Genomic DNA, 18,210 nt, shown 5'->3' with positions numbered 1-18,210 from the left:
TGACCGGAAACGCCAACCCCGCTGCGAGCGTTGCAACCCGCCAGCTAGGCAACCATGGCCCCACGGTCTCGGCCATCGGCCTTGGCTGCATGGGCATGAGCGATTTCTATGGCGCGCATGACGATGCCGAGTCGATCCGCACGATCCACCATGCGCTCGATCGCGGCATTACGCTGCTCGATACCGCGGACATCTATGGGCCGCATACCAATGAAGAACTCGTGGGCCGTGCCATCGCCGGGCGTCGCGAGCAGGTCGTGCTCGCGACCAAATTCGGCATCGTGCGAGATTTGTCGAAACCCGCAACGCGTGGCGTCAATGGCCGCCCCGAGTATGTGCGCGCGAGCTGCGAGGCAAGTTTGAAGCGCCTCGGCGTAGAGCACATCGATTTGTACTACCAGCACCGCGTCGATCCGGAGGTGCCGATCGAGGAAACCGTGGGCGCGATGGCCGAACTCGTGAAGGCCGGCAAGATCCGCTGGATCGGGCTGTCCGAGGCCGGCGCGCAAACCCTCGAACGCGCGCACAAGGTGCATCCGGTCACGGCCTTGCAGAGCGAGTATTCGTTGTGGACGCGCGATGTGGATACCGACGGCATCCTCGCTACGTGCGAGCGGCTGGGCATTGGCTTCGTGCCCTATAGCCCGCTGGGCCGCGGCTTCCTGACGGGCGCGATCCGCAGCCCCGAGGACTTCGATGCGGACGATTTCCGTCGCACCAACCCGCGCTTCATGGGCGAAAACTTCGCGCGCAACCTGGCGCTTGTCGACAAGGTGCGCGCACTGGCGGACGCAAAAGGCTGCACGCCGGCGCAGCTCGCGCTTGCCTGGGTACTGGCGCGCGGTCCGCAGATCGTGCCGATTCCCGGTACGCGCCGCATCGCCAATCTGGACGACAACCTCGGCGCGCTGGACGTGCGGCTCGATGCAAAGGAGCTGGCGGATATCGATGCCATTTTCCCGGCCGGCGCAGCGGCGGGTACGCGCTATGCCGAGCATGTGATGCCGATGCTGGCACGCTGATTCGGGTGCAGGGCCTGCCGCATAATGGCGGGTCCTGAACCGACCTGCCGGAGTGTCCGCATGGCCCTGATTCCCCTCGATGCCGCCAGCACGGCGGCGCGCCTGCCTTATCCCGAACTCGCCGGGGCGATCGCCGACATGCTGGGCGAGTTGCGCGATGGCACCGCCATGGCGCCGCCGCGTATCGCGCTGCCGGTCGGCGACGCGCAGGCCGGGGCGGGCACGCTGCTGGTGATGCCGGCGCGCAACCGGCGGCTGGTGATGACCAAGAACATCACGGTGCATCCCGATAATCCGCGTCGCGGGCTGCCGAATATCCTCGGCGAGGTCGTGGTCGCTGACGCGCATACGGGCGAGCGCCTCGCGATGCTGGATGGTCCCACCGTCACCGGTCGACGTACGGCCGCTGTGTCGTTGCTGGCCGCGCAGCGCTTTGCGGCGCAGCCGGACGGCGAACTGCTGATCATCGGTGCCGGCGTTCAAGCGATGACCCATCTGGAAGCCTTCATCGCTGGATTGCCGGTACGTCGCGTGTGGCTGCATTCGCGCACGCGCGACAAGGCCGAAGCGCTGGCCGCGCACGCTGGCTCGCTCGGCGTGACGGCGGAGGTGACCGATGATGTTGCATCCGTGCTGCCGCGCGTGTCGATGGTGGTGACCGTCACGTCGAGCCTCAGTCCGGTACTGCCCGACATCGATAGCGGTCTGTGGCAAGAGCACCACTTCATTGCCGCGGTCGGCGCGTTCCGTCCGGACATGTGCGAACTGCCGCCAGCGCTGTGCCATGCGGCGTCGGCCAGCGGGCGCCTGCTCGCCGATACGCTGTTCGGCATCGAGGAAGAGGCCGGTGACTTGTTGCAGGCGGGCATCGACTGGTCGACCGTGCAGCCGTTCGAAACAGCGATCCTGCAGGCGGATGCCATCCGCGCCCGCCGCAGCAGCCCGCTCGTGTTCAAGAGCGTCGGCTACGCGCTGTGGGACCTGGCGGCCTGCGTGCTGGCCAGCCGCCCGGACTAGCCTGCGTCCGCCCCGAGCCAGGCACGAAACAGCTCGCGCGCGGGCTCCAGGTACTCGGCAACCGATTCGCTGCAACCGCCGGCATACCAGTGGCAGTAGCAGCCATGGAACGTGGCCAGCATCAGCCGTGCCATCGCGGCTGGCATCGGACGATGCGGTTGCGAGAACGCGTCGACAAGCTGCCGCACATGACTGTCCCAGCCGCGCCGGATCTCGGCGCGCACGCTGGCCGGCACGCTGCCCGAGAACAGCATGCCGAGCACCACACCCTTGGCTTCGGGGTTGGCGGTGAAAGCCTGCGCGACCTGATTGAAGACGCGGTCCAGCCGCCGCTGAGGCGTTTCGCCGGCACGCACGTCCGGTTCTATCTCTTGGGCGATTTGCTGGAACAGGCTGGTGGCCGCCTCTGCCAGCAACATCTCCTTGCTGCCGAAATGCCATAGCAGACTGCTCTTGGCCACGCCGGCGCTCGCAGAAATCCGGTCGAGCGTGACGTCGGCGTAGCCATGTGCGCGTATCAGGTCTCGCGTGACCTCCAGCACGCGCTGGCGGGTCTCGAGGCCACGGCGGTTTTTCGGATTGGCGTGCGGCGAGAGAGAGGACACGGGCATGAGGGGACCAAATATGTCGTTTGCATCACTAACAGGCTCGGCGGCGCAAAACACAGCCGCTCGGCATTTGACAGTGTGACGCGATTCGAACCAAACTTCGGGATTGTACTGAACGTTCAGCACAATGCGCCCCCGCTGGTGGGCGGCAACTTTCCGTTTTGCCGCCTTGTTGCGTGAGCAGGCTCGCACTGAGCCCATGTCTCAAGGAGAACCGAATGATTTATCGATACGCAGCGCTCGCTGCTGCTGCCATGTGCCTGTTGGGGCCGGTACACGCGGCCGAAGGTCCGAAGGCGGCGACGGCTGCCACAGCAAAGGCCAACGCCGCGGTCCTGCAGCAGTTGCCGTTTGCCAACCGGCAGGATTTCGAGGATGCGCAGCGCGGCTTCCTCGGTACGCTGGACAGCAACGAAATCCGCGATGCGCAGGGGCGCGTGGTCTGGTCGCTTGATACGTACGCATTTCTGCGCGATGCCAGAGCACCGGACACGGTCAACCCGAGCCTGTGGCGTCAGGCCCAGCTCAACATGAACAACGGCTTGTTCCGGGTCACTGACCGCATTTACCAGGTGCGCGGACTCGACATCTCGAACATGACGATCATCGAGGGCGATACCGGGCTGATCATCATCGACCCGCTTACCTCGAAGGAAACGGCGCACGCGGCGCTGGATCTTTACTACAAGCATCGACCGAAGAAGCCCGTGGCGGCAGTGATCTACACCCATAGCCATGGTGACCACTTCGGGGGCGTGAAGGGCGTGACCACCGACGAGGAGGTGAAGGCTGGCCGCGTGAAGGTGCTGGCACCTGAAGGTTTCATGGAGGAGGCAGTCAGCGAGAACGTCTTCGCGGGCAATGCAATGGGGCGCCGCGCGCAGTACATGTACGGTGTCAACCTGCCGAGGGCGGCCAACGGCCATGTCGACTCGGGCCTGGGCAAAGCGGTGTCCCGCGGCACCATCACGCTGATCGCGCCGACCGACCTGATCGCGAAGACCGGAGAGACGCGCACGATCGACGGCGTGCAGATCGAGTTCCTGATGGCGCCCGGCACCGAGGCGCCGGCCGAGATGCTGATGTACTTCCCGCAGTGGAAGGCGCTGTGCGCGGCCGAGGACGCTACCCACAACATGCATAACCTGTACACCATCCGCGGCGCACAGGTGCGCGACGCCAACCAGTGGTGGCGCGCGCTGGACGAGACCATCGACCGCTTCGGCGGCCGTACCGAGGTCCTGTTCGCGCAGCACCACTGGCCGAAGTGGGGCCAGCAGAACATCGTGACGTACCTGGGCAACCAGCGTGATGGCTACAAGTACATCCACGACCAGTCGCTGCGCCTGGCCAACCAGGGCTTCACGCCGGCCGAGATCGGCGAGCGCGTGAAGCTGCCACCGTCGCTGGCGAGCCAGTGGGACCTGCGTGACTACTACGGCACGGTGAACCACAACGCCAAGGCGGTCTACCAGCGCTACCTCGGCTGGTATGACGCCAATCCGGCCAACCTCTATCCGCTTCCGCCCGAAGAATCGGCCCGGCACTATGTTCAGTTCATGGGCGGGGCCGACAAGGTGATCGAACAGGCGAGGGCTTCATTTGCGCGTGGCGAGTACCGCTGGGTGGCCGAAGTCATGAAGCAGGTCGTGTTTGCCGACCCGTCCAACCAGGTGGCGCGCAATCTCGAAGCGGACGCCCTCGAGCAGCTTGGCTACCAGACCGAATCGGCCACGTGGCGCAGCGCTTTCCTGAGCGGTGCGCAGGAACTGCGCAATGGCCTATCGAAGGATTCAGGCGCGCGCACCTCCAGCCCCGATGTGCTGAATGCCATGACCGACACCATGCTGCTGGATTACCTGGCGATCCGCCTGAATGGCGAGCGCGCGGCGGGCCAGAAGCTCGCCATCAACTGGGTCCAGCCCGATACGGCCAAGCGCTACGCACTGACTGTGGATAACGGCGTGTTCCGGTACAAGGCCGATGCCCAGCACCAGAACCCGCAGGTGACGCTGAGCATCCCTCGCATGGCGCTGATGGGGGTGCTTGCCGGCCAGACCACGCTGTCGGCCGAGGTGCAAGCCGGACGCGCGCGTGTCGACGGCGATGCCGGCGCGCTGCGCACGTGGGTGGGGCTGATGGACAAGTTCGACACCAACTTCGCCATCGTGACGCCCTGACGCAACAGCGGTGCTCAGGGGTGGCGGCCCGATGGAGAACCAGCCGCCGCCCTCGTAAAACCACGTATATTCGAGGGTTTTTCGCGCGACACCGCAAAAGCGTTGCGCGGATGCTGCGGTACCGGAGGCCAAGGTCAGCCTCGATGCGATTTTCTTAATGGTTAACCCTTCCTTTAGGGGAGTCCTTCTACGAATCAGTGTCGTCGATGAAACAGTCCCGCTGCTGCAGGCCGGATAATGCCTCCGGCAGCAACCCGAATGAGGAGTATGAGGACTATGAAATCGAACTATAAGAAGATGCTGGCGGCAGGCGCTGTCATGGCGCTGGCAGGTACGGCACAGGCGCAATCCGCGGGCAGCAATATCGTGAGCCTAGGCTGGTTCCGCGTGATGCCGAACAGCTCGGCCGATCCGCTGACGGTGGACAGCATCAATGGCCGTCCGGTCAATATGACCCGGGCAAACACGGGCGCCAGTATCGAGAGTGCCGATACGCTGGGTATCGCCTTCGAGCATTACTTCACGGACAACATCTCGGCCGAACTGGTCGCAGGCATTCCGCCCAAGCATGACGTCAAGGGCACCGGCGACTATGGCCAATATGGCAAGCTGGGCTCGGTCAGGCAGTGGAGCCCGGCGGTGGTGGTGAAGTACCACTTCTTCGATGCCAAGACGAAATTTCGTCCCTATGTCGGCCTGGGTGTGAACTACACCTGGTTCACGGACGAAACCATCACCAACCAGGACTTCGTCAACCACGCCTTCGGTATTCCCGGCGCCAAGATGACCGCCAATGCGGAAAGCTCGTGGAACCCGGTGTTCAACGTGGGCGCGAGCTACGCCATCACTGACAACTGGTTCGTGGGCCTGTCGGTTTCCTACCTGCCCTTGTCTACCCGTGCCACCCTCACCACCCAGGCGAACGGGGTGACGATCGTGTCGCACACCAAGATCAAGATCGATCCGGTGGTGACCTTCCTGAGCGTGGGCTACAAGTTCTGATTTCCGTCAGGACGTATCCAGGAACGAAGAACGGGGCGCCTTGTGCGCCCCGTTTTCTTTGCTTCACTGGCAGGTTGCAGCGCGCTTTACGCCGCCGACTTCACCGGGTACCCGGCCTCTTCGATGGCTGCGCGCAGCGCTTGCACATCCGCGCCGCTTTCCACCTTGACCGACTGGGCCGGTACATCGGCATTCACGCGTGCGGCGGGATCAACGCCCTGAACGGCGCGCGTAATGGCGCCCACGCAGTGGTTGCACGACATGCCTTCGACCTGGAACTGGATCATGGCTGGGACCTCCTGATTGAGATGGACTGGCGGCACGATCGCCGCGACGGACGTAGTGTGAACCTTCCCATGGTGGGAAGCGCAAGCACAAACCTCCAATGAATATCGAAAAGCGCATCATGCGACACTCGAATCGTCATTGACCTTCCTATGATGGTAAGGTCCATCATGCAGTAACCGAAACCGAAACCGAAACCGAAACCGAGGACGAGTCCATCAATGTCGAATGCCAGCCTTTCCCCCACCTTGACGGGCAGCCAGGCGCCGGAGTGGCGGCTGCCGATCGACGGCATGACCTGCGCGTCGTGCGTGCGGCGTGTCGAGAATGCGCTGGCCAAGGTGCCCGGAGTGCAGGACGTGGCCGTGAACCTTGCCACCGAGCAGGCCACGCTCCATGCGGACAGCGGCGCCGTGCTGCCGGCCGCAGCCAAGGCCGTGGCGGATGCCGGCTATGAAGTGCCACGCGAGACGGTAGAACTCAATATCGCAGACATGACCTGCGCTTCCTGCGTGGGCCGTGTCGAACGCGCGCTGCGCGCCGTGCCAGGTGTGCTTGATGCCCAGGTCAACCTTGCTACCGAACGCGCGAGCGTGACCCTGCTGCGCGGCGCCGCCGATGCCGATTCGCTCGCCGCCGCGGTCGCGCGCGCGGGGTACGGTGCAACCCCGGTCACCGAAACGCTGCCATCGGCTGCGCCGGACGATGCCGCACGCGACTTCTGGACCGGTCCATGGCCGGTGATCTTCTCGGCGGCGCTTTCCGTGCCGCTGGTCGCACCGATGGTGCTCGAATGGTTCGGCATGCACTGGATGCTGCCGGGCTCGGTGCAGTGGCTGCTTGCCACGCCGGTGCAGTTCGTGTTTGGCTGGCGCTTCTACAAGGCCGGCTGGAAGGCAGTGCGCGCCCGCGCCGGCAATATGGACCTGCTGGTGGCGCTGGGCACGAGCGCTGCCTATGGCCTGTCCCTGTGGCTGATGTGGCGCATGCCGGACGGCATGCCGCATCTCTACTTCGAAAGCGCCGCGGTGGTCATCACGCTCGTGCGGCTGGGCAAATGGCTGGAGACGCGGGCCAAGCGCCAGACCGCCGATGCCATCCGCGCGCTCGCCGCGCTGCGACCCGACACCGCTCGCGTGCGCCGCGACGGCCAGGAAGTGACGGTGCCGCTGGGATCGGTGCGTGTGGGGGACGAAGTGGTGGTGCGTCCGGGCGAGCGTATCCCCGTCGATGCCGTGGTAATCGAAGGCAGCAGCCATGCCGATGAATCGATGCTGACCGGCGAAAGCGTGCCCGTACCGAAGGGCCCCGGCGACAAGCTCACCGGCGGCGCCATCAATTTCGAAGGGCTGCTGGTAGCGCGCACTGTCGCGGTGGGCGCCGAGACCGTGCTTGCTCGCATCATCCGCATGGTCGAGCATGCGCAGGCGGCCAAGGCACCGATCCAGCGCCTGGTCGACCAGGTCAGCGCGGTGTTCGTGCCGGTGGTGCTGGGCATTGCGCTGGTGACGCTGCTCGGCTGGGGCCTGTTCGCGGGCGACTGGGAAACGGCACTGCTCAATGCGGTGGCAGTGCTGGTGATCGCCTGCCCGTGCGCGCTGGGGCTCGCCACGCCAACCGCGATCATGGCCGGCACCGGCGCCGGTGCGCGCGCGGGCATTCTGATCAAGGATGCAGAGGCGCTCGAGATTGCCCATCGCGTGAGCGTGGTGGCGTTCGACAAGACCGGCACGCTGACCGTGGGCCGGCCGGAAGTGGTGGCGCTGCACGCCGCCGACCCGGAGGATGCCGACGGCGCCAGGCTGCTGGCGCGGCTAGCGGCACTTCAGGCAGGAAGCGAGCACCCGCTGGCGCGCGCGGTGCTGAATGCGGCGCAAACGCGCGGCATCACCGCACCCGCGGCCACTGATGTGCAGGCGTTGCCGGGGCGCGGCATTGCCGGCGTGGTCGACGGGCAAGCGCTGCAGCTCGGCAGCGAACGGCTGCGCGAAGCGCTCGGCGCTGATGCGGGTACGCTGCAGGCGGCGGCGGAACGCCTGCGCGACGAGGGTCGCACGGTGTCGTGGCTGGTGGAAACGCAGCCGCCACGCGTCACTGGCCTGGTGGCGTTTGGCGATGCCATCAAGCCCGGCGCACCCGCGGCCATTGCGCGGCTGCGCGCAGCCGGCGTGCGCACGGTGATGCTGACCGGCGACAACAAGGGCGCCGCGGCACGCGTGGCCCAGGCGCTCGGTCTCGATGAAGTACAGGCCGAGGTACTGCCCGAAGACAAGGCGGCGCGTGTGCGTGCGCTCGGCCAGGATGGCGCGGTGGTGGCCATGGTCGGCGATGGCATCAACGATGCGCCGGCGCTGGCCGCGGCCGATGTCGGCATTGCGATGTCCACTGGTACCGATGTCGCCATGCACGCAGCGGGGATCACGCTGATGCGTGGGGATCCGGCGCTCGTCGCCGACGCGCTGGCCGTGTCACACCGCACCGTGCGCAAGATTCGCCAGAACCTGTTCTGGGCGTTCTTCTACAACGTGGTCGGCATTCCGCTGGCTGCGGCAGGGCTGCTGAACCCGGTGGTCGCCGGGGCCGCGATGGCGTTCTCGAGCGTGAGCGTCGTCAGCAACGCGTTGCTGCTGCGGCGCTGGCATCCGGGTGGCGAGACGGGTGAAACAGGAGCAAAGGCATGAATATCGGCGAGGCAGCGGACGCCTCTGGCGTTTCGGCGAAGATGATCCGGCACTACGAGTCCATCGGCCTGGTCGATGCGCCGCCGCGCACCGAAGGCGGCTACCGCCGCTACGACGAGCGCGCCGTGCATACCTTGCGCTTCGTGCGGCGCGCCCGTAGTCTCGGGTTCTCGCTCGAGGAGATCCGCGGGCTGCTGTCGCTGTGGCATGACCGCCGGCGCGCCAGCGCAGATGTGAAGGCGATGACGCTGCGGCATGTGGCGGACCTGGAAAAGCGGATTGCCGAACTTGCCGCGATGCGCGATACGCTGCGCGCGCTGGCCGAGGCCTGCAGCGGCGACGACCGGCCCGATTGCCCCATCCTCGCCGACTTCGCGCAGCCCGATGACCATGCGCATTGCCATGGTGAGGGCGCATGTAGCGGTACGGTGGCGGACGAACAATAATCAGAAACGCAATGCCCCCGCGCCGGTCGGGCGGCATCGGGAGGAGACCCGCGGATGGACAAGCCCATGACGGAAAACCCCGTTCATCCTGCTGAAGCAGGCCCATCCGGGCCTGCGGACGCGGCTGGCAAAGCGCCCGGTCTTGCAGCAGTAGAAAGCCGCCAGCGTATGCGCGACGGCACCGAACTGCTGCTGCGCACCTGGGAACCGGATCCGTGCATGTTCCCCGAAACGGTCGGCTGCGTGTTGCTCGTCCATGGGCTGGCTGAGCACTGCGGCCGCTACCAGCATGTGGCCGAGGTGCTGTGCGGATTGGGCCTGCGTGTGCGCGCATACGACCAGCGCGGCCATGGTGCGAGCGGTGGGGCGCGCATGGTCGCGGAACATCCCGATGCCTACCTCAATGACCTTGTCGAAATCCATGACGCGGCAGTGCGGGTCTGGAAGGAACTGCCGATCCTGCTCGGCCACAGCATGGGAGGGCTGGTCGCCGCGCGCTTCGCCACTGCGCGCTTGCGCCCGGTGCGTGCGCTGGTGCTGTCGTCGCCGGCGCTGGCATTGCGGTTGTCTCCGACGATGCTGACGATCCACCGCGTACTTCTTACGCTGGCGCCGCGCTTGCGCGTGCCCAACCCGATCGATGCGCGCATGCTGTCGCACGACGCGCATGTCGTGGCGCGCTATCGCGCTGATCCGCTGGTACAGACCACGATTACGGCCGGCGTACTTGAGAGCTTCATCCGGGGCATGGCGCAAGCACAGACCGATGCGCCGCGGCTGGAGGCACCGATGCTGATGCTAGTCGGCGGCGCGGACAAGATCGTCGATCCGGGCGGAAGCCGGACCTTCTTCGATCATGCGCCGGCAGATCTCCGCGAAGAAGTGTGGTTCGGCGAGGGCTACCATGAGATCTTCAACGAGGCCGAGCCGTTGCGCAGCAAGGTATTTGCGGCGCTGACGGACTGGCTGCGGCGGCATCTGGCGCAGCCAGTCTAGGTTCGAAAAACGGACTCAGCGACGCCGAACACTGCGCTGACGACGGGATCTTCACGTCGGCTGGCCAGCGCGACAAGCATCAGTTCCGTCTGCACGGACATGCCTTCCACCACCACGAGGCCATGCGCGTGCGATTCGCGCAGCGCGATCGAGTCGCGCACCAGCGACAGGCCGACACCCGAGCGCACCAGGTCCAGCATCGATGCTTCCTGGTCCACATGCGCGACCTTGTGCACGCTGGCCGCGTCGACGCCCGCTTCGGCAAAGCGCGCCGACAGCAGCCGGTTGTGCGCGGATTCGGACGGCGTCCAGATCCACGGCAGCGTCGCGAGCTGCGCCCACGAGCGCAGCGCGGTGCGCTCCTTCCAGCCCTTAGGCGCGACCACGTAATACGAGAACGGCGTCAATGCCAGCGCATGGAAGCCGGCATCCGGCAGCTGCCCGAGGTAGAAGCCCACATCGAGCGCGCCGCTGCGTATCTGCTGCAGCACCCAGCCCGACATGCCGTGGCGCAACTCCGTGCCGATCTGCGGATGGCGCTCGACCAGCGTGCGCAGCATGACGCCGAGACGCGTGAATTCCGGGTCGAGGATGGTGCCGATCGCAAGCTTGCCCCGCACGGTGGTGTGCATTGCATCGACGGTGTGCTGCAGGTCGCCGACGCTGTCGAGAATGCGCTCGGCGAGCGGCAACAGGGCGGCGCCATCGGCGGTCAGCGTGAGGCCAGTGGCGGTGCGTTCGAACACGCGGACGCGCCATGCCGATTGCAGCGCCTTGAGCTGCAGGCTCACGGCCGGCTGCGTGAGGTGGAGGCGCTGGGCGGCGCGGGTCAGATTGCCTTCGCGCGCGACGGCGACGAAGGCGCGCAGGTGATGGAGATCCAAGGTCCGGGGCGCTTCAGTGTGCGCTGCAATATTTTGCGCGGCTTATATTGCGATTGACGATAAATCATTGGACGGGCCCGTGCAACTGCGCCAATCTTGCGGTCACGGGGCAGCTGCATGTCAGGAAGCGCGTGCCGCATCTTCACTGAACGCAAAGATGGTCGTCCTCCGGGACGCGCATTTGCCCTGCCAGACACCAACATAACAAGAACAAGCACGGAGACGAAACGACTCGTATGGAGACCTTCGACTACATCATCGTGGGCGCCGGCTCGGCCGGCTGCGTGCTGGCCAACCGCCTCACGCAGGACGCGGATGTCAATGTGCTGCTGCTCGAGGCGGGCGGCAAGGACGATTATCACTGGATCCATATTCCGGTCGGCTATCTCTATTGCATCGGCAATCCGCGCACGGACTGGCTGTATCGCACGGTTGCGGAGAAGGGGCTCAACGGCCGTTCGCTCGGTTATCCGCGCGGACGTGTGCTCGGGGGCTCGTCGTCGATCAACGGCATGATCTATATGCGCGGTCAGCGCGAGGACTATGACGACTGGGCACGCCTGAGCGGCGACGACGGCTGGCGCTGGGACAACGTGCTGCCACTGTTCAAGCGCAGCGAGGACCACCATCGCGGCCCCAGCGAATTCCATGGCGCCGGCGGCGAATGGCGTGTGGAAGCGCAGCGCCTGCGCTGGGACATCCTTGAACGCTTTATCGACGCCGCCGAGCAGGCCGGCATTCCGCGCACCGACGACTTCAACCGTGGCGACAACTTCGGCGTGGGGTATTTCGAGGTCAACCAGCGCCGCGGCATCCGCTGGAATACGTCCAAGGCTTTCCTGCGGCGTGCGGCGGACCGGCCGAATCTGACTATCGTGACGGGGGCGCAAGTCAGTGCGCTGACTTTCGAAGGGCGACGCTGCACGGGCGTGAACTACGTCGGTGGCGGGCAGGCGCACAGCGCGGCGGCGCGGCACGAAGTGATCCTGGCCGCGGGCGCAGTCAACACGCCGCAATTGCTCGAGTTGTCAGGCATCGGGCAGGGCGAGCGCCTGCAGGCCCTGGGTATTCAGGTGCGGCATGCATTGCCGGGCGTGGGCGAGAACCTGCAGGACCACCTGCAGTTGCGCACCGTGGTCAAGGTCAATGGTGTGCGCACGCTGAATACGCGCGTGGCGAGTTGGTGGGGCAAGCTCGGCATCGGGCTGGAATACGCATTCAACCAGAGCGGGCCGATGAGCATGGCGCCATCGCAACTTGGCGCGTTCGCGCGCTCGGATGCGTCGCAGGCGCGGCCAAACCTGGAGTACCACGTTCAACCGCTGTCGCTCGACAAGTTCGGCGAGCCGCTGCACGCGTTCAACGCATTCACGGCCAGCGTCTGCAACCTGCGCCCGACCTCGCGCGGCAGCGTCCATATCGATAGCGCTGATTTCCGGCAGGCGCCGGTGATCGCGCCAAACTATCTGTCGACGGACGAGGACCGCAAGGTTGCAGCCGATTCGTTGCGGCTCACGCGTCGTATCGTGGCGTCGCCCGCCCTGGCGCCGTATCGCCCGGAGGAGTGGTTGCCCGGCCCTGGCTTCGAGACGGACGAAGCGCTGGCCGAGGCCGCGGGCAATATCGGCACCACGATCTTCCATCCGGTCGGCACATGCCGCATGGGCCGCCCGGACGATCCGCTTGCCGTCGTGGATCACCGGCTGCGCGTACATGGGATCGAGGGACTTCGCGTGGTCGATGCCTCGGTCATGCCGCTGATTACATCGGGCAACACCAATTCGCCGACCATCATGATTGCCGAGCGGGCGAGCGACATGCTGCGCGAGGAGCGCCGCCAGCAACTCGCTGCATGACATGGCGCGCACGCGGAAAGGGCAGGGCGGGGCGCCGATCGCCCGCAAGTCCTTGATGCAGCGCGTCAAAAACCTGACACGTGGTTCATGTCTTATAGTGCAAACCCCGATGTTTTGCGATGCAACAGGCGCACACAATAGACGCCTGCGGTTGGTGCACCACCCGGCACATGGCACGGGGCATCAACAGCAACAGCGGTAGTCGCACCGCGGAAAAAACACTAAAGCGACCCAACGGCGAAACGCCGAGTTCGAACCGATTGTCAGTGGTGCCGGGCACAAGCCGGCAGTTCAGCAACAGGGCGGGCAGGAGACTATGAATTCACAGGAAACCATCCTGGAAACGCGAAACCTGACGAAGGAATTCAAGGGTTTCACGGCCGTGAGCGACGTCAATCTGCGCGTGCGCCGCGGCTCGATCCATGCGCTGATCGGGCCCAACGGTGCCGGCAAGACCACCTGCTTCAACCTGCTCACCAAGTTCCTGGAGCCGACCACCGGCACCATCCTCTTCAACGGCATCGACATCACACGTGAAAAGCCCGCGCAGATCGCGCGCCGCGGCGTGATCCGTTCGTTCCAGATCTCGGCCGTGTTCCCGCATCTGACGGTGATGGAGAACGTGCGCATCGGCCTGCAGCGCCAGCTTGGCACCGCGTACCAGTTCTGGCGCAGCGAGCGTTCGCTCGACGTGCTCAACAGCCGCGCGATGGAGCTGCTCGACCAGGTCGGCCTGACCGAGTTCGCGCAGACCGTCACGGTGAACCTGCCGTACGGGCGCAAGCGCGCGCTGGAAATCGCCACCACGCTTGCGATGGAGCCCGAGCTGATGCTGCTCGATGAGCCGACGCAGGGCATGGGCCACGAAGACGTCGATCGTGTCACGCAGCTCATCAAGAAGGTGTCGGCGGGCCGCACGATCCTGATGGTCGAGCACAACATGAACGTGGTGTCGTCGATCGCCGACAAGATCACGGTGCTGCAGCGTGGCGCGATTCTCGCCGAAGGTCCGTACGCGGAAGTCTCGAAGGATCCGCGTGTGATGGAGGCTTACATGGGCACCGCGGACGCCGAGTTGCAGGGCGCGCACTGAGGAGGCCATCGACATGACGACATCCAACGTACCCGCGCTTGAAATCAAGGACCTGCACGCCTGGTACGGCGAATCGCACATCCTGCACGGCGTGGACCTGACCGTGAACCGCGGCGAGGTGGTCACGCTGCTGGGCCGCAATGGCGCGGGCCGCACCACGACGCTGCGCGCGATCATGGGCCTCACTGGCGCGCGCAAGGGCTCGATCAAGGTCAACGGCCACGAGACCATCGGCCTGCCCACGCACAAGATCGCGCACTACGGCATTGGCTACTGTCCGGAAGAGCGGGCGATCTTCTCGAGCCTGTCATGTGAAGAGAACCTGATGCTGCCACCGGTGCTCAAGGGCGCAGACAGCAGCAAGGGCATGAGCGAAGCCGAGATCTACGACATGTTCCCGAACCTGAAGGAGCGCCGCCAGAGCCAGGGCACGCGTCTGTCGGGCGGCGAACAGCAGATGCTGGCGGTAGGGCGCATCCTGCGCACCGGCGCGAACCTGCTGCTGCTCGACGAGATCTCGGAGGGCCTTGCGCCGGTGATCGTGCAGGCGCTCGCGCGCATGATCCTGATGCTCAAGAAGAAGGGCTACACGGTGGTGATGGTGGAGCAGAACTTCCGCTTCGCCGCGCCGCTGGCGGACCGCTTTTATGTGATGGAGCACGGCGGCATCGTCGAGCGCTTCGCGGCCAGCGAGCTGCAGGCCAAGATGCCGGTGCTCAATGAATTGCTGGGGGTCTGATCCGCGTATCCGCTTCGCACGGATCGCCAGATCGGTTATTTGGCAGGAACGGGTGGCGCGCTGGCGCTACAACACAGGAGACAACGCAATGAAGAAGACTCGGCTCGCGGCCGCGATGGCGGCCATCGTCATGGGTGCTGTTTCGTTCAACGCCGCCGCGCAGGTATCGGGCGACACCGTCAAGATCGGCTTCATCACCGACCTGTCGGGCCTGTACGCCGATATCGACGGGCAAGGCGGCGTCGAGGCCATCAAGATGGCCATCGAGGATGCGGGCGGCAAAGTGCTCGGCAAGCCAATCGAACTGGTCACGGCCGACCACCAGAACAAGGCCGACATCGCCGCGTCGAAGGCGCGCGAATGGATGGACCAACAGGGCCTGGACGTGCTGATCGGCGGTACCAACTCCGGTACCGCGCTGGCCATGAACAAGGTGGCCGCGGAGAAGAAGCGCGTCTACATCAACAACGGCGCGGGTACGGCCCGCCTGACCAACGAAGAGTGCTCGCCGTACACGGTGCACTACGCGTATGACACCGTGGCGCTTGCCAAGGGCACCGGCAGTGCGGTCGTGAAGCAGGGTGGCAAGTCGTGGTTCTTCCTGACCGCCGACTATGCGTTCGGCCACTCGCTCGAAAGCGATACCGCGGCGGTGGTGAAGGCCAACGGCGGCACGGTGCTGGGGTCGGTGCGCCACCCGCTGTCGGCGTCTGACTTCTCGTCGTTCCTGCTGCAGGCGCAGGCGTCCAAGGCGCAGATCCTTGGGCTGGCCAATGCCGGTGGCGACACCATCAATTCGATCAAGGCGGCCAAGGAATTCGGCATCACCAAGACGATGAAGATCGCCGGCCTGCTGATGTTCATCAACGACATCCACAGCCTGGGCCTGAAGAACACCGAAGGCCTGCTGATGACCGACAGCTGGTACTGGGACATGAACGACGACACGCGCAAGTTCGCGAACCGGTACTTCAGCAAGATGAAGAAGATGCCGAGCAGCCTGCAGGCCGCCGACTATTCCGCCGTCAGCACCTACCTGAAGGCCGTGGCCGCCGCCAAGACGGATGATCCGGACAAGGTCATGGCCGAGCTGAAGAAGACAAAAATCAACGACTTCTACACCAAGGGCTATATCCGCCAGGATGGCCGCGGCATCCACGACATGTACCTGATGCAGGTGAAGTCGCCGGCCGAGTCGAAGAAGCCGTGGGACTACCTGAAGATCGTGGCGACGATCCCGGGTGACCAGGCCTTTACGACGGTCGCCGAGTCGAAGTGCTCGATGATGAAGAAGTAACGAAGCAGGCAGGCTCGGGCAATCCGCGAGCCCGCCGGTTTGCTCCCCTTTCCCGCTTCTTCCGCTAGCGGGAGAGGGGAGATACCACCAGCAACGGATGCCTATGGACATCTTCGGAATTCCTCTTCCCGCCATGCTGTCCCAGCTGCTGCTGGGCCTCGTCAATGGCGCCTTCTATGCGATGCTGAGCCTGGGCCTGGCGGTGATCTTCGGCCTGCTCAACGTCATCAATTTCGCGCACGGCGCGCTGTTCATGCTCGGGGCCGTGCTGGCCTGGATGGGCATGGAGTACGCGGGGCTCAACTACTGGGTCATGCTGATCCTGGCACCGCTCGCTGTGGCGGTGATAGGCGTGGTCATCGAAAAGACCATGCTGCGCTGGATCTACAAGCTCGACCATATCTACGGCCTGCTGCTCACGCTCGGCATCACGCTGGTGATCGAAGGGATCTTCCGCTCGATCTACGGCGTATCGGGCCTGCCGTACCAGACGCCGGATGCGCTGCAGGGCGCGACCGACCTTGGCTTCATGATCCTGCCGAACTATCGCGCGTGGGTCGTGGTGGCGTCGCTGGTGGTGTGCTTTGCCACATGGTACGTGATCGAGAAGACCAAGCTCGGCGCCTACCTGCGCGCCGGTACCGAGAACCCGAAGATGGTGGAAGCCTTCGGCGTCAACGTGCCGCTGATGGTGACGCTGACCTACGGCTTCGGCGTGGCGCTGGCGGCGTTTGCGGGGGTGCTCGCGGCGCCGGTGATCCAGATTTCGCCGCTGATGGGGCAGAACCTGATCATCATCGTGTTCGCGGTGGTAGTGATCGGCGGCATGGGGTCGATCATGGGTTCGATCCTGACCGGCCTGGGCCTCGGCGTGATCGAAGGGCTGACCAAGGTGTTCTATCCTGAAGCATCGTCGACCGTCGTGTTCTTCATCATGGTGATCGTGCTGCTGCTGCGTCCGGCCGGACTGTTCGGGAGGGAGAAGTGATGCGTGCAGAATCCACTGTGACGATCAAGTCCGGACAGGCAAAAGAGGGCACGGGCGTGCAAAAGAAACTGTTGTACGGACTGCTGCTGCTCGCGCTGGTGGCAGCGCCGATGGCCGGCGCCTATCCGGTGTTCGTGCTCAAGGTGTTGTGCTTTGCGCTGTTCGCGTGCGCGTTCAACCTGCTGATCGGCTATACCGGGCTGCTGTCGTTCGGGCACGCGGCGTTCTTCGGCGGCGCGGGCTATATCTCGGGCGAAGCGATGAAGGTCTGGGGCGTGACGCCCGAGATCGGCCTGATCTTGGGTACTGCCGGCGGCGCGGCGATTGGCTACGTGGTCGGCTCGCTGGCCATCCGCCGCCAGGGCATCTACTTCTCGATGATCACGCTGGCGCTGGCGCAGATGCTGTTCTTCATCTGCCTGCAGGCGCCGTTCACGGGCGGTGAGGACGGCCTGCAGGGCATCCCGCGCGGCAAGCTGTTCGGCGTGCTGTCGCTGTCGGACGACCTGACGCTGTACTACGTGGCGCTGGTGATCATCGTGGCGGCGTTCGCGCTCATTGTGCGCACCGTGCATTCGCCGTTCGGCCAGATTCTCAAGGCGATCAAGGAGAACGAGCCGCGCGCGATTTCGCTCGGCTACGATGTGGACCGCTTCAAGCTGACCGCCTTCGTGCTGTCTGCCGCGCTGTCCGGCCTGGCCGGTTCGATCAAGGCGCTGGTGCTCGGCTTCGAGACGCTGACCGACGTGCACTGGTCGATGTCGGGTTCCGTGATCCTGATGACGCTGGTCGGCGGCCTCGGCACATTGTCGGGCCCGATTGTCGGCGCCTTCGTGGTGGTGGCGCTGGAGAACAAGCTCGGCGATATCGGTGCGTTCCTGGCTTCGGCCACTGGCTTCCAGTGGTTCAACTCGCTGGGCGAGTCCGTGACCATGGTGATCGGCGCGATCTTCGTGATCTGCGTGCTGACCTTCCGCCGCGGCATCATGGGCGAGCTGATCGCGCTCTTCGGCCGCAAGCAGGAGTGATCACCGGTCGACATGCCCGGAATTGGGGCTAGGGTTTCTTCTAGCTTGTCCCATTTGCACCGGTTCGTTACATTTCACACACGGTTTT

The 18,210-nt window shown here is 65.0% G+C and carries 16 protein-coding genes; 13 read left to right on the top strand and 3 right to left on the bottom strand.

The annotated features are described in order from the left end of the window. The first annotated feature begins 89 nt into the window (after positions 1–89). Entirely contained in the window at positions 90–1,022 is a 933-nt protein-coding gene (locus tag ACIGJG_RS17350; protein WP_483673091.1) for an aldo/keto reductase, read from the top strand. A 60-nt stretch (positions 1,023–1,082) separates the two neighbouring features. After that, positions 1,083–2,039: a delta(1)-pyrroline-2-carboxylate reductase family protein gene (locus ACIGJG_RS17345; RefSeq protein WP_140949990.1), complete on the top strand. Its 957-nt coding sequence runs from the start codon at positions 1,083–1,085 to the stop codon at positions 2,037–2,039. On the opposite strand, the gene ACIGJG_RS17340 is transcribed toward ACIGJG_RS17345, so the two are convergent. Continuing rightward, the gene (locus tag ACIGJG_RS17340; RefSeq protein ID WP_483672577.1) at positions 2,036–2,650 is read right to left on the bottom strand and encodes a TetR/AcrR family transcriptional regulator; all 615 of its coding nucleotides are present in this window, start codon (positions 2,648–2,650) and stop codon (positions 2,036–2,038) included. The genes ACIGJG_RS17345 and ACIGJG_RS17340 overlap by 4 nt on opposite strands. A 215-nt stretch (positions 2,651–2,865) precedes the next feature. Between ACIGJG_RS17340 and ACIGJG_RS17335 the strand changes: the two genes are divergently transcribed. Together ACIGJG_RS17335 and ACIGJG_RS17330 are read left to right on the top strand one after the other, a co-directional pair. After that, the gene (locus tag ACIGJG_RS17335) at positions 2,866–4,827 is read left to right on the top strand and encodes an alkyl/aryl-sulfatase (protein WP_483672576.1); all 1,962 of its coding nucleotides are present in this window, start codon (positions 2,866–2,868) and stop codon (positions 4,825–4,827) included. Positions 4,828–5,103: 276 nt separating this feature from the next. Beyond that, complete coding sequence (locus ACIGJG_RS17330) at positions 5,104–5,829, top strand: OmpW/AlkL family protein (RefSeq protein WP_011299505.1); 726 nt, start codon at positions 5,104–5,106, stop codon at positions 5,827–5,829. Between the two features lie 86 nt (positions 5,830–5,915). Here the strand turns inward: ACIGJG_RS17330 and ACIGJG_RS17325 are convergent, their stop codons facing one another. Continuing rightward, positions 5,916–6,116, bottom strand: coding sequence for a heavy-metal-associated domain-containing protein (locus tag ACIGJG_RS17325; RefSeq protein WP_011299504.1), 201 nt, complete (start codon positions 6,114–6,116; stop codon positions 5,916–5,918). A 219-nt stretch (positions 6,117–6,335) separates the two neighbouring features. Here ACIGJG_RS17325 and ACIGJG_RS17320 point away from each other — a divergent pair, with 219 nt between their 5' ends. Genes ACIGJG_RS17320 through ACIGJG_RS17310 form a run of 3 tightly spaced genes read left to right on the top strand, consistent with a single transcriptional unit; the run spans position 6,336 to position 10,237 of the window. Then, positions 6,336–8,795, top strand: coding sequence for a heavy metal translocating P-type ATPase (locus ACIGJG_RS17320; RefSeq protein ID WP_483672575.1), 2,460 nt, complete (start codon positions 6,336–6,338; stop codon positions 8,793–8,795). After that, complete coding sequence (gene cueR, locus ACIGJG_RS17315; protein ID WP_011299502.1) at positions 8,792–9,241, top strand: Cu(I)-responsive transcriptional regulator; 450 nt, start codon at positions 8,792–8,794, stop codon at positions 9,239–9,241. Before ACIGJG_RS17320 ends, cueR begins: the two co-directional genes overlap by 4 nt. 54 nt (positions 9,242–9,295) lie before the next feature. Then, a complete protein-coding gene (locus ACIGJG_RS17310) occupies positions 9,296–10,237 on the top strand; it encodes an alpha/beta hydrolase (protein WP_011299501.1) in 942 nt (313 codons plus the stop codon). Here ACIGJG_RS17310 and ACIGJG_RS17305 read toward each other — a convergent pair. After that, positions 10,234–11,121 (bottom strand): LysR family transcriptional regulator, encoded by an 888-nt coding sequence (locus ACIGJG_RS17305; protein WP_140949995.1) that lies wholly within the window; start codon positions 11,119–11,121, stop codon positions 10,234–10,236. The two genes, ACIGJG_RS17310 and ACIGJG_RS17305, sit on opposite strands and share 4 nt — an antisense overlap. Before the next feature lie 236 nt (positions 11,122–11,357). Between ACIGJG_RS17305 and ACIGJG_RS17300 the strand changes: the two genes are divergently transcribed. The 6 genes from ACIGJG_RS17300 to ACIGJG_RS17275 all read left to right on the top strand — a co-directional run bounded on the left by ACIGJG_RS17300 (position 11,358) and on the right by ACIGJG_RS17275 (position 18,122). Next, on the top strand, positions 11,358–12,977 hold the full coding sequence (locus tag ACIGJG_RS17300; RefSeq protein WP_011299499.1) for a GMC family oxidoreductase: 1,620 nt from the start codon (positions 11,358–11,360) through the stop codon (positions 12,975–12,977). A gap of 316 nt (positions 12,978–13,293) precedes the next feature. After that, positions 13,294–14,070 (top strand): ABC transporter ATP-binding protein, encoded by a 777-nt coding sequence (locus ACIGJG_RS17295; RefSeq protein ID WP_011299498.1) that lies wholly within the window; start codon positions 13,294–13,296, stop codon positions 14,068–14,070. Positions 14,071–14,083: 13 nt separating this feature from the next. Further along, on the top strand, positions 14,084–14,809 hold the full coding sequence (locus ACIGJG_RS17290) for an ABC transporter ATP-binding protein (protein ID WP_011299497.1): 726 nt from the start codon (positions 14,084–14,086) through the stop codon (positions 14,807–14,809). A gap of 88 nt (positions 14,810–14,897) precedes the next feature. Further along, complete coding sequence (locus ACIGJG_RS17285) at positions 14,898–16,106, top strand: ABC transporter substrate-binding protein (RefSeq protein WP_011299496.1); 1,209 nt, start codon at positions 14,898–14,900, stop codon at positions 16,104–16,106. 103 nt (positions 16,107–16,209) lie between these two features. Continuing rightward, entirely contained in the window at positions 16,210–17,094 is an 885-nt protein-coding gene (locus ACIGJG_RS17280; RefSeq protein ID WP_041679747.1) for a branched-chain amino acid ABC transporter permease, read from the top strand. Next, on the top strand, positions 17,094–18,122 hold the full coding sequence (locus ACIGJG_RS17275; protein ID WP_011299494.1) for a branched-chain amino acid ABC transporter permease: 1,029 nt from the start codon (positions 17,094–17,096) through the stop codon (positions 18,120–18,122). Before ACIGJG_RS17280 ends, ACIGJG_RS17275 begins: the two co-directional genes overlap by 1 nt. Positions 18,123–18,210: the final 88 nt, after the last annotated feature.

Source organism: Cupriavidus sp. C1SS-2L (assembly GCF_057073735.1).
The sequence above is the reverse complement of the archived record's forward strand: the minus strand, read 5'-3'. Positions and strand labels throughout refer to the sequence as shown.

Coding starts and splice junctions, on each gene's coding strand:
- ACIGJG_RS17350 (WP_483673091.1), top strand. CDS start 90: ATGGGCATGAGCGATTTCTATGGCGCGCATGACGATGCCGAGTCGATC.
- ACIGJG_RS17345 (WP_140949990.1), top strand. CDS start 1,083: ATGGCCCTGATTCCCCTCGATGCCGCCAGCACGGCGGCGCGCCTGCCT.
- ACIGJG_RS17340 (WP_483672577.1), bottom strand. CDS start 2,650: ATGCCCGTGTCCTCTCTCTCGCCGCACGCCAATCCGAAAAACCGCCGT.
- ACIGJG_RS17335 (WP_483672576.1), top strand. CDS start 2,866: ATGATTTATCGATACGCAGCGCTCGCTGCTGCTGCCATGTGCCTGTTG.
- ACIGJG_RS17330 (WP_011299505.1), top strand. CDS start 5,104: ATGAAATCGAACTATAAGAAGATGCTGGCGGCAGGCGCTGTCATGGCG.
- ACIGJG_RS17325 (WP_011299504.1), bottom strand. CDS start 6,116: ATGATCCAGTTCCAGGTCGAAGGCATGTCGTGCAACCACTGCGTGGGC.
- ACIGJG_RS17320 (WP_483672575.1), top strand. CDS start 6,336: ATGTCGAATGCCAGCCTTTCCCCCACCTTGACGGGCAGCCAGGCGCCG.
- cueR (WP_011299502.1), top strand. CDS start 8,792: ATGAATATCGGCGAGGCAGCGGACGCCTCTGGCGTTTCGGCGAAGATG.
- ACIGJG_RS17310 (WP_011299501.1), top strand. CDS start 9,296: ATGGACAAGCCCATGACGGAAAACCCCGTTCATCCTGCTGAAGCAGGC.
- ACIGJG_RS17300 (WP_011299499.1), top strand. CDS start 11,358: ATGGAGACCTTCGACTACATCATCGTGGGCGCCGGCTCGGCCGGCTGC.
- ACIGJG_RS17295 (WP_011299498.1), top strand. CDS start 13,294: ATGAATTCACAGGAAACCATCCTGGAAACGCGAAACCTGACGAAGGAA.
- ACIGJG_RS17290 (WP_011299497.1), top strand. CDS start 14,084: ATGACGACATCCAACGTACCCGCGCTTGAAATCAAGGACCTGCACGCC.
- ACIGJG_RS17285 (WP_011299496.1), top strand. CDS start 14,898: ATGAAGAAGACTCGGCTCGCGGCCGCGATGGCGGCCATCGTCATGGGT.
- ACIGJG_RS17280 (WP_041679747.1), top strand. CDS start 16,210: ATGGACATCTTCGGAATTCCTCTTCCCGCCATGCTGTCCCAGCTGCTG.
- ACIGJG_RS17275 (WP_011299494.1), top strand. CDS start 17,094: ATGCGTGCAGAATCCACTGTGACGATCAAGTCCGGACAGGCAAAAGAG.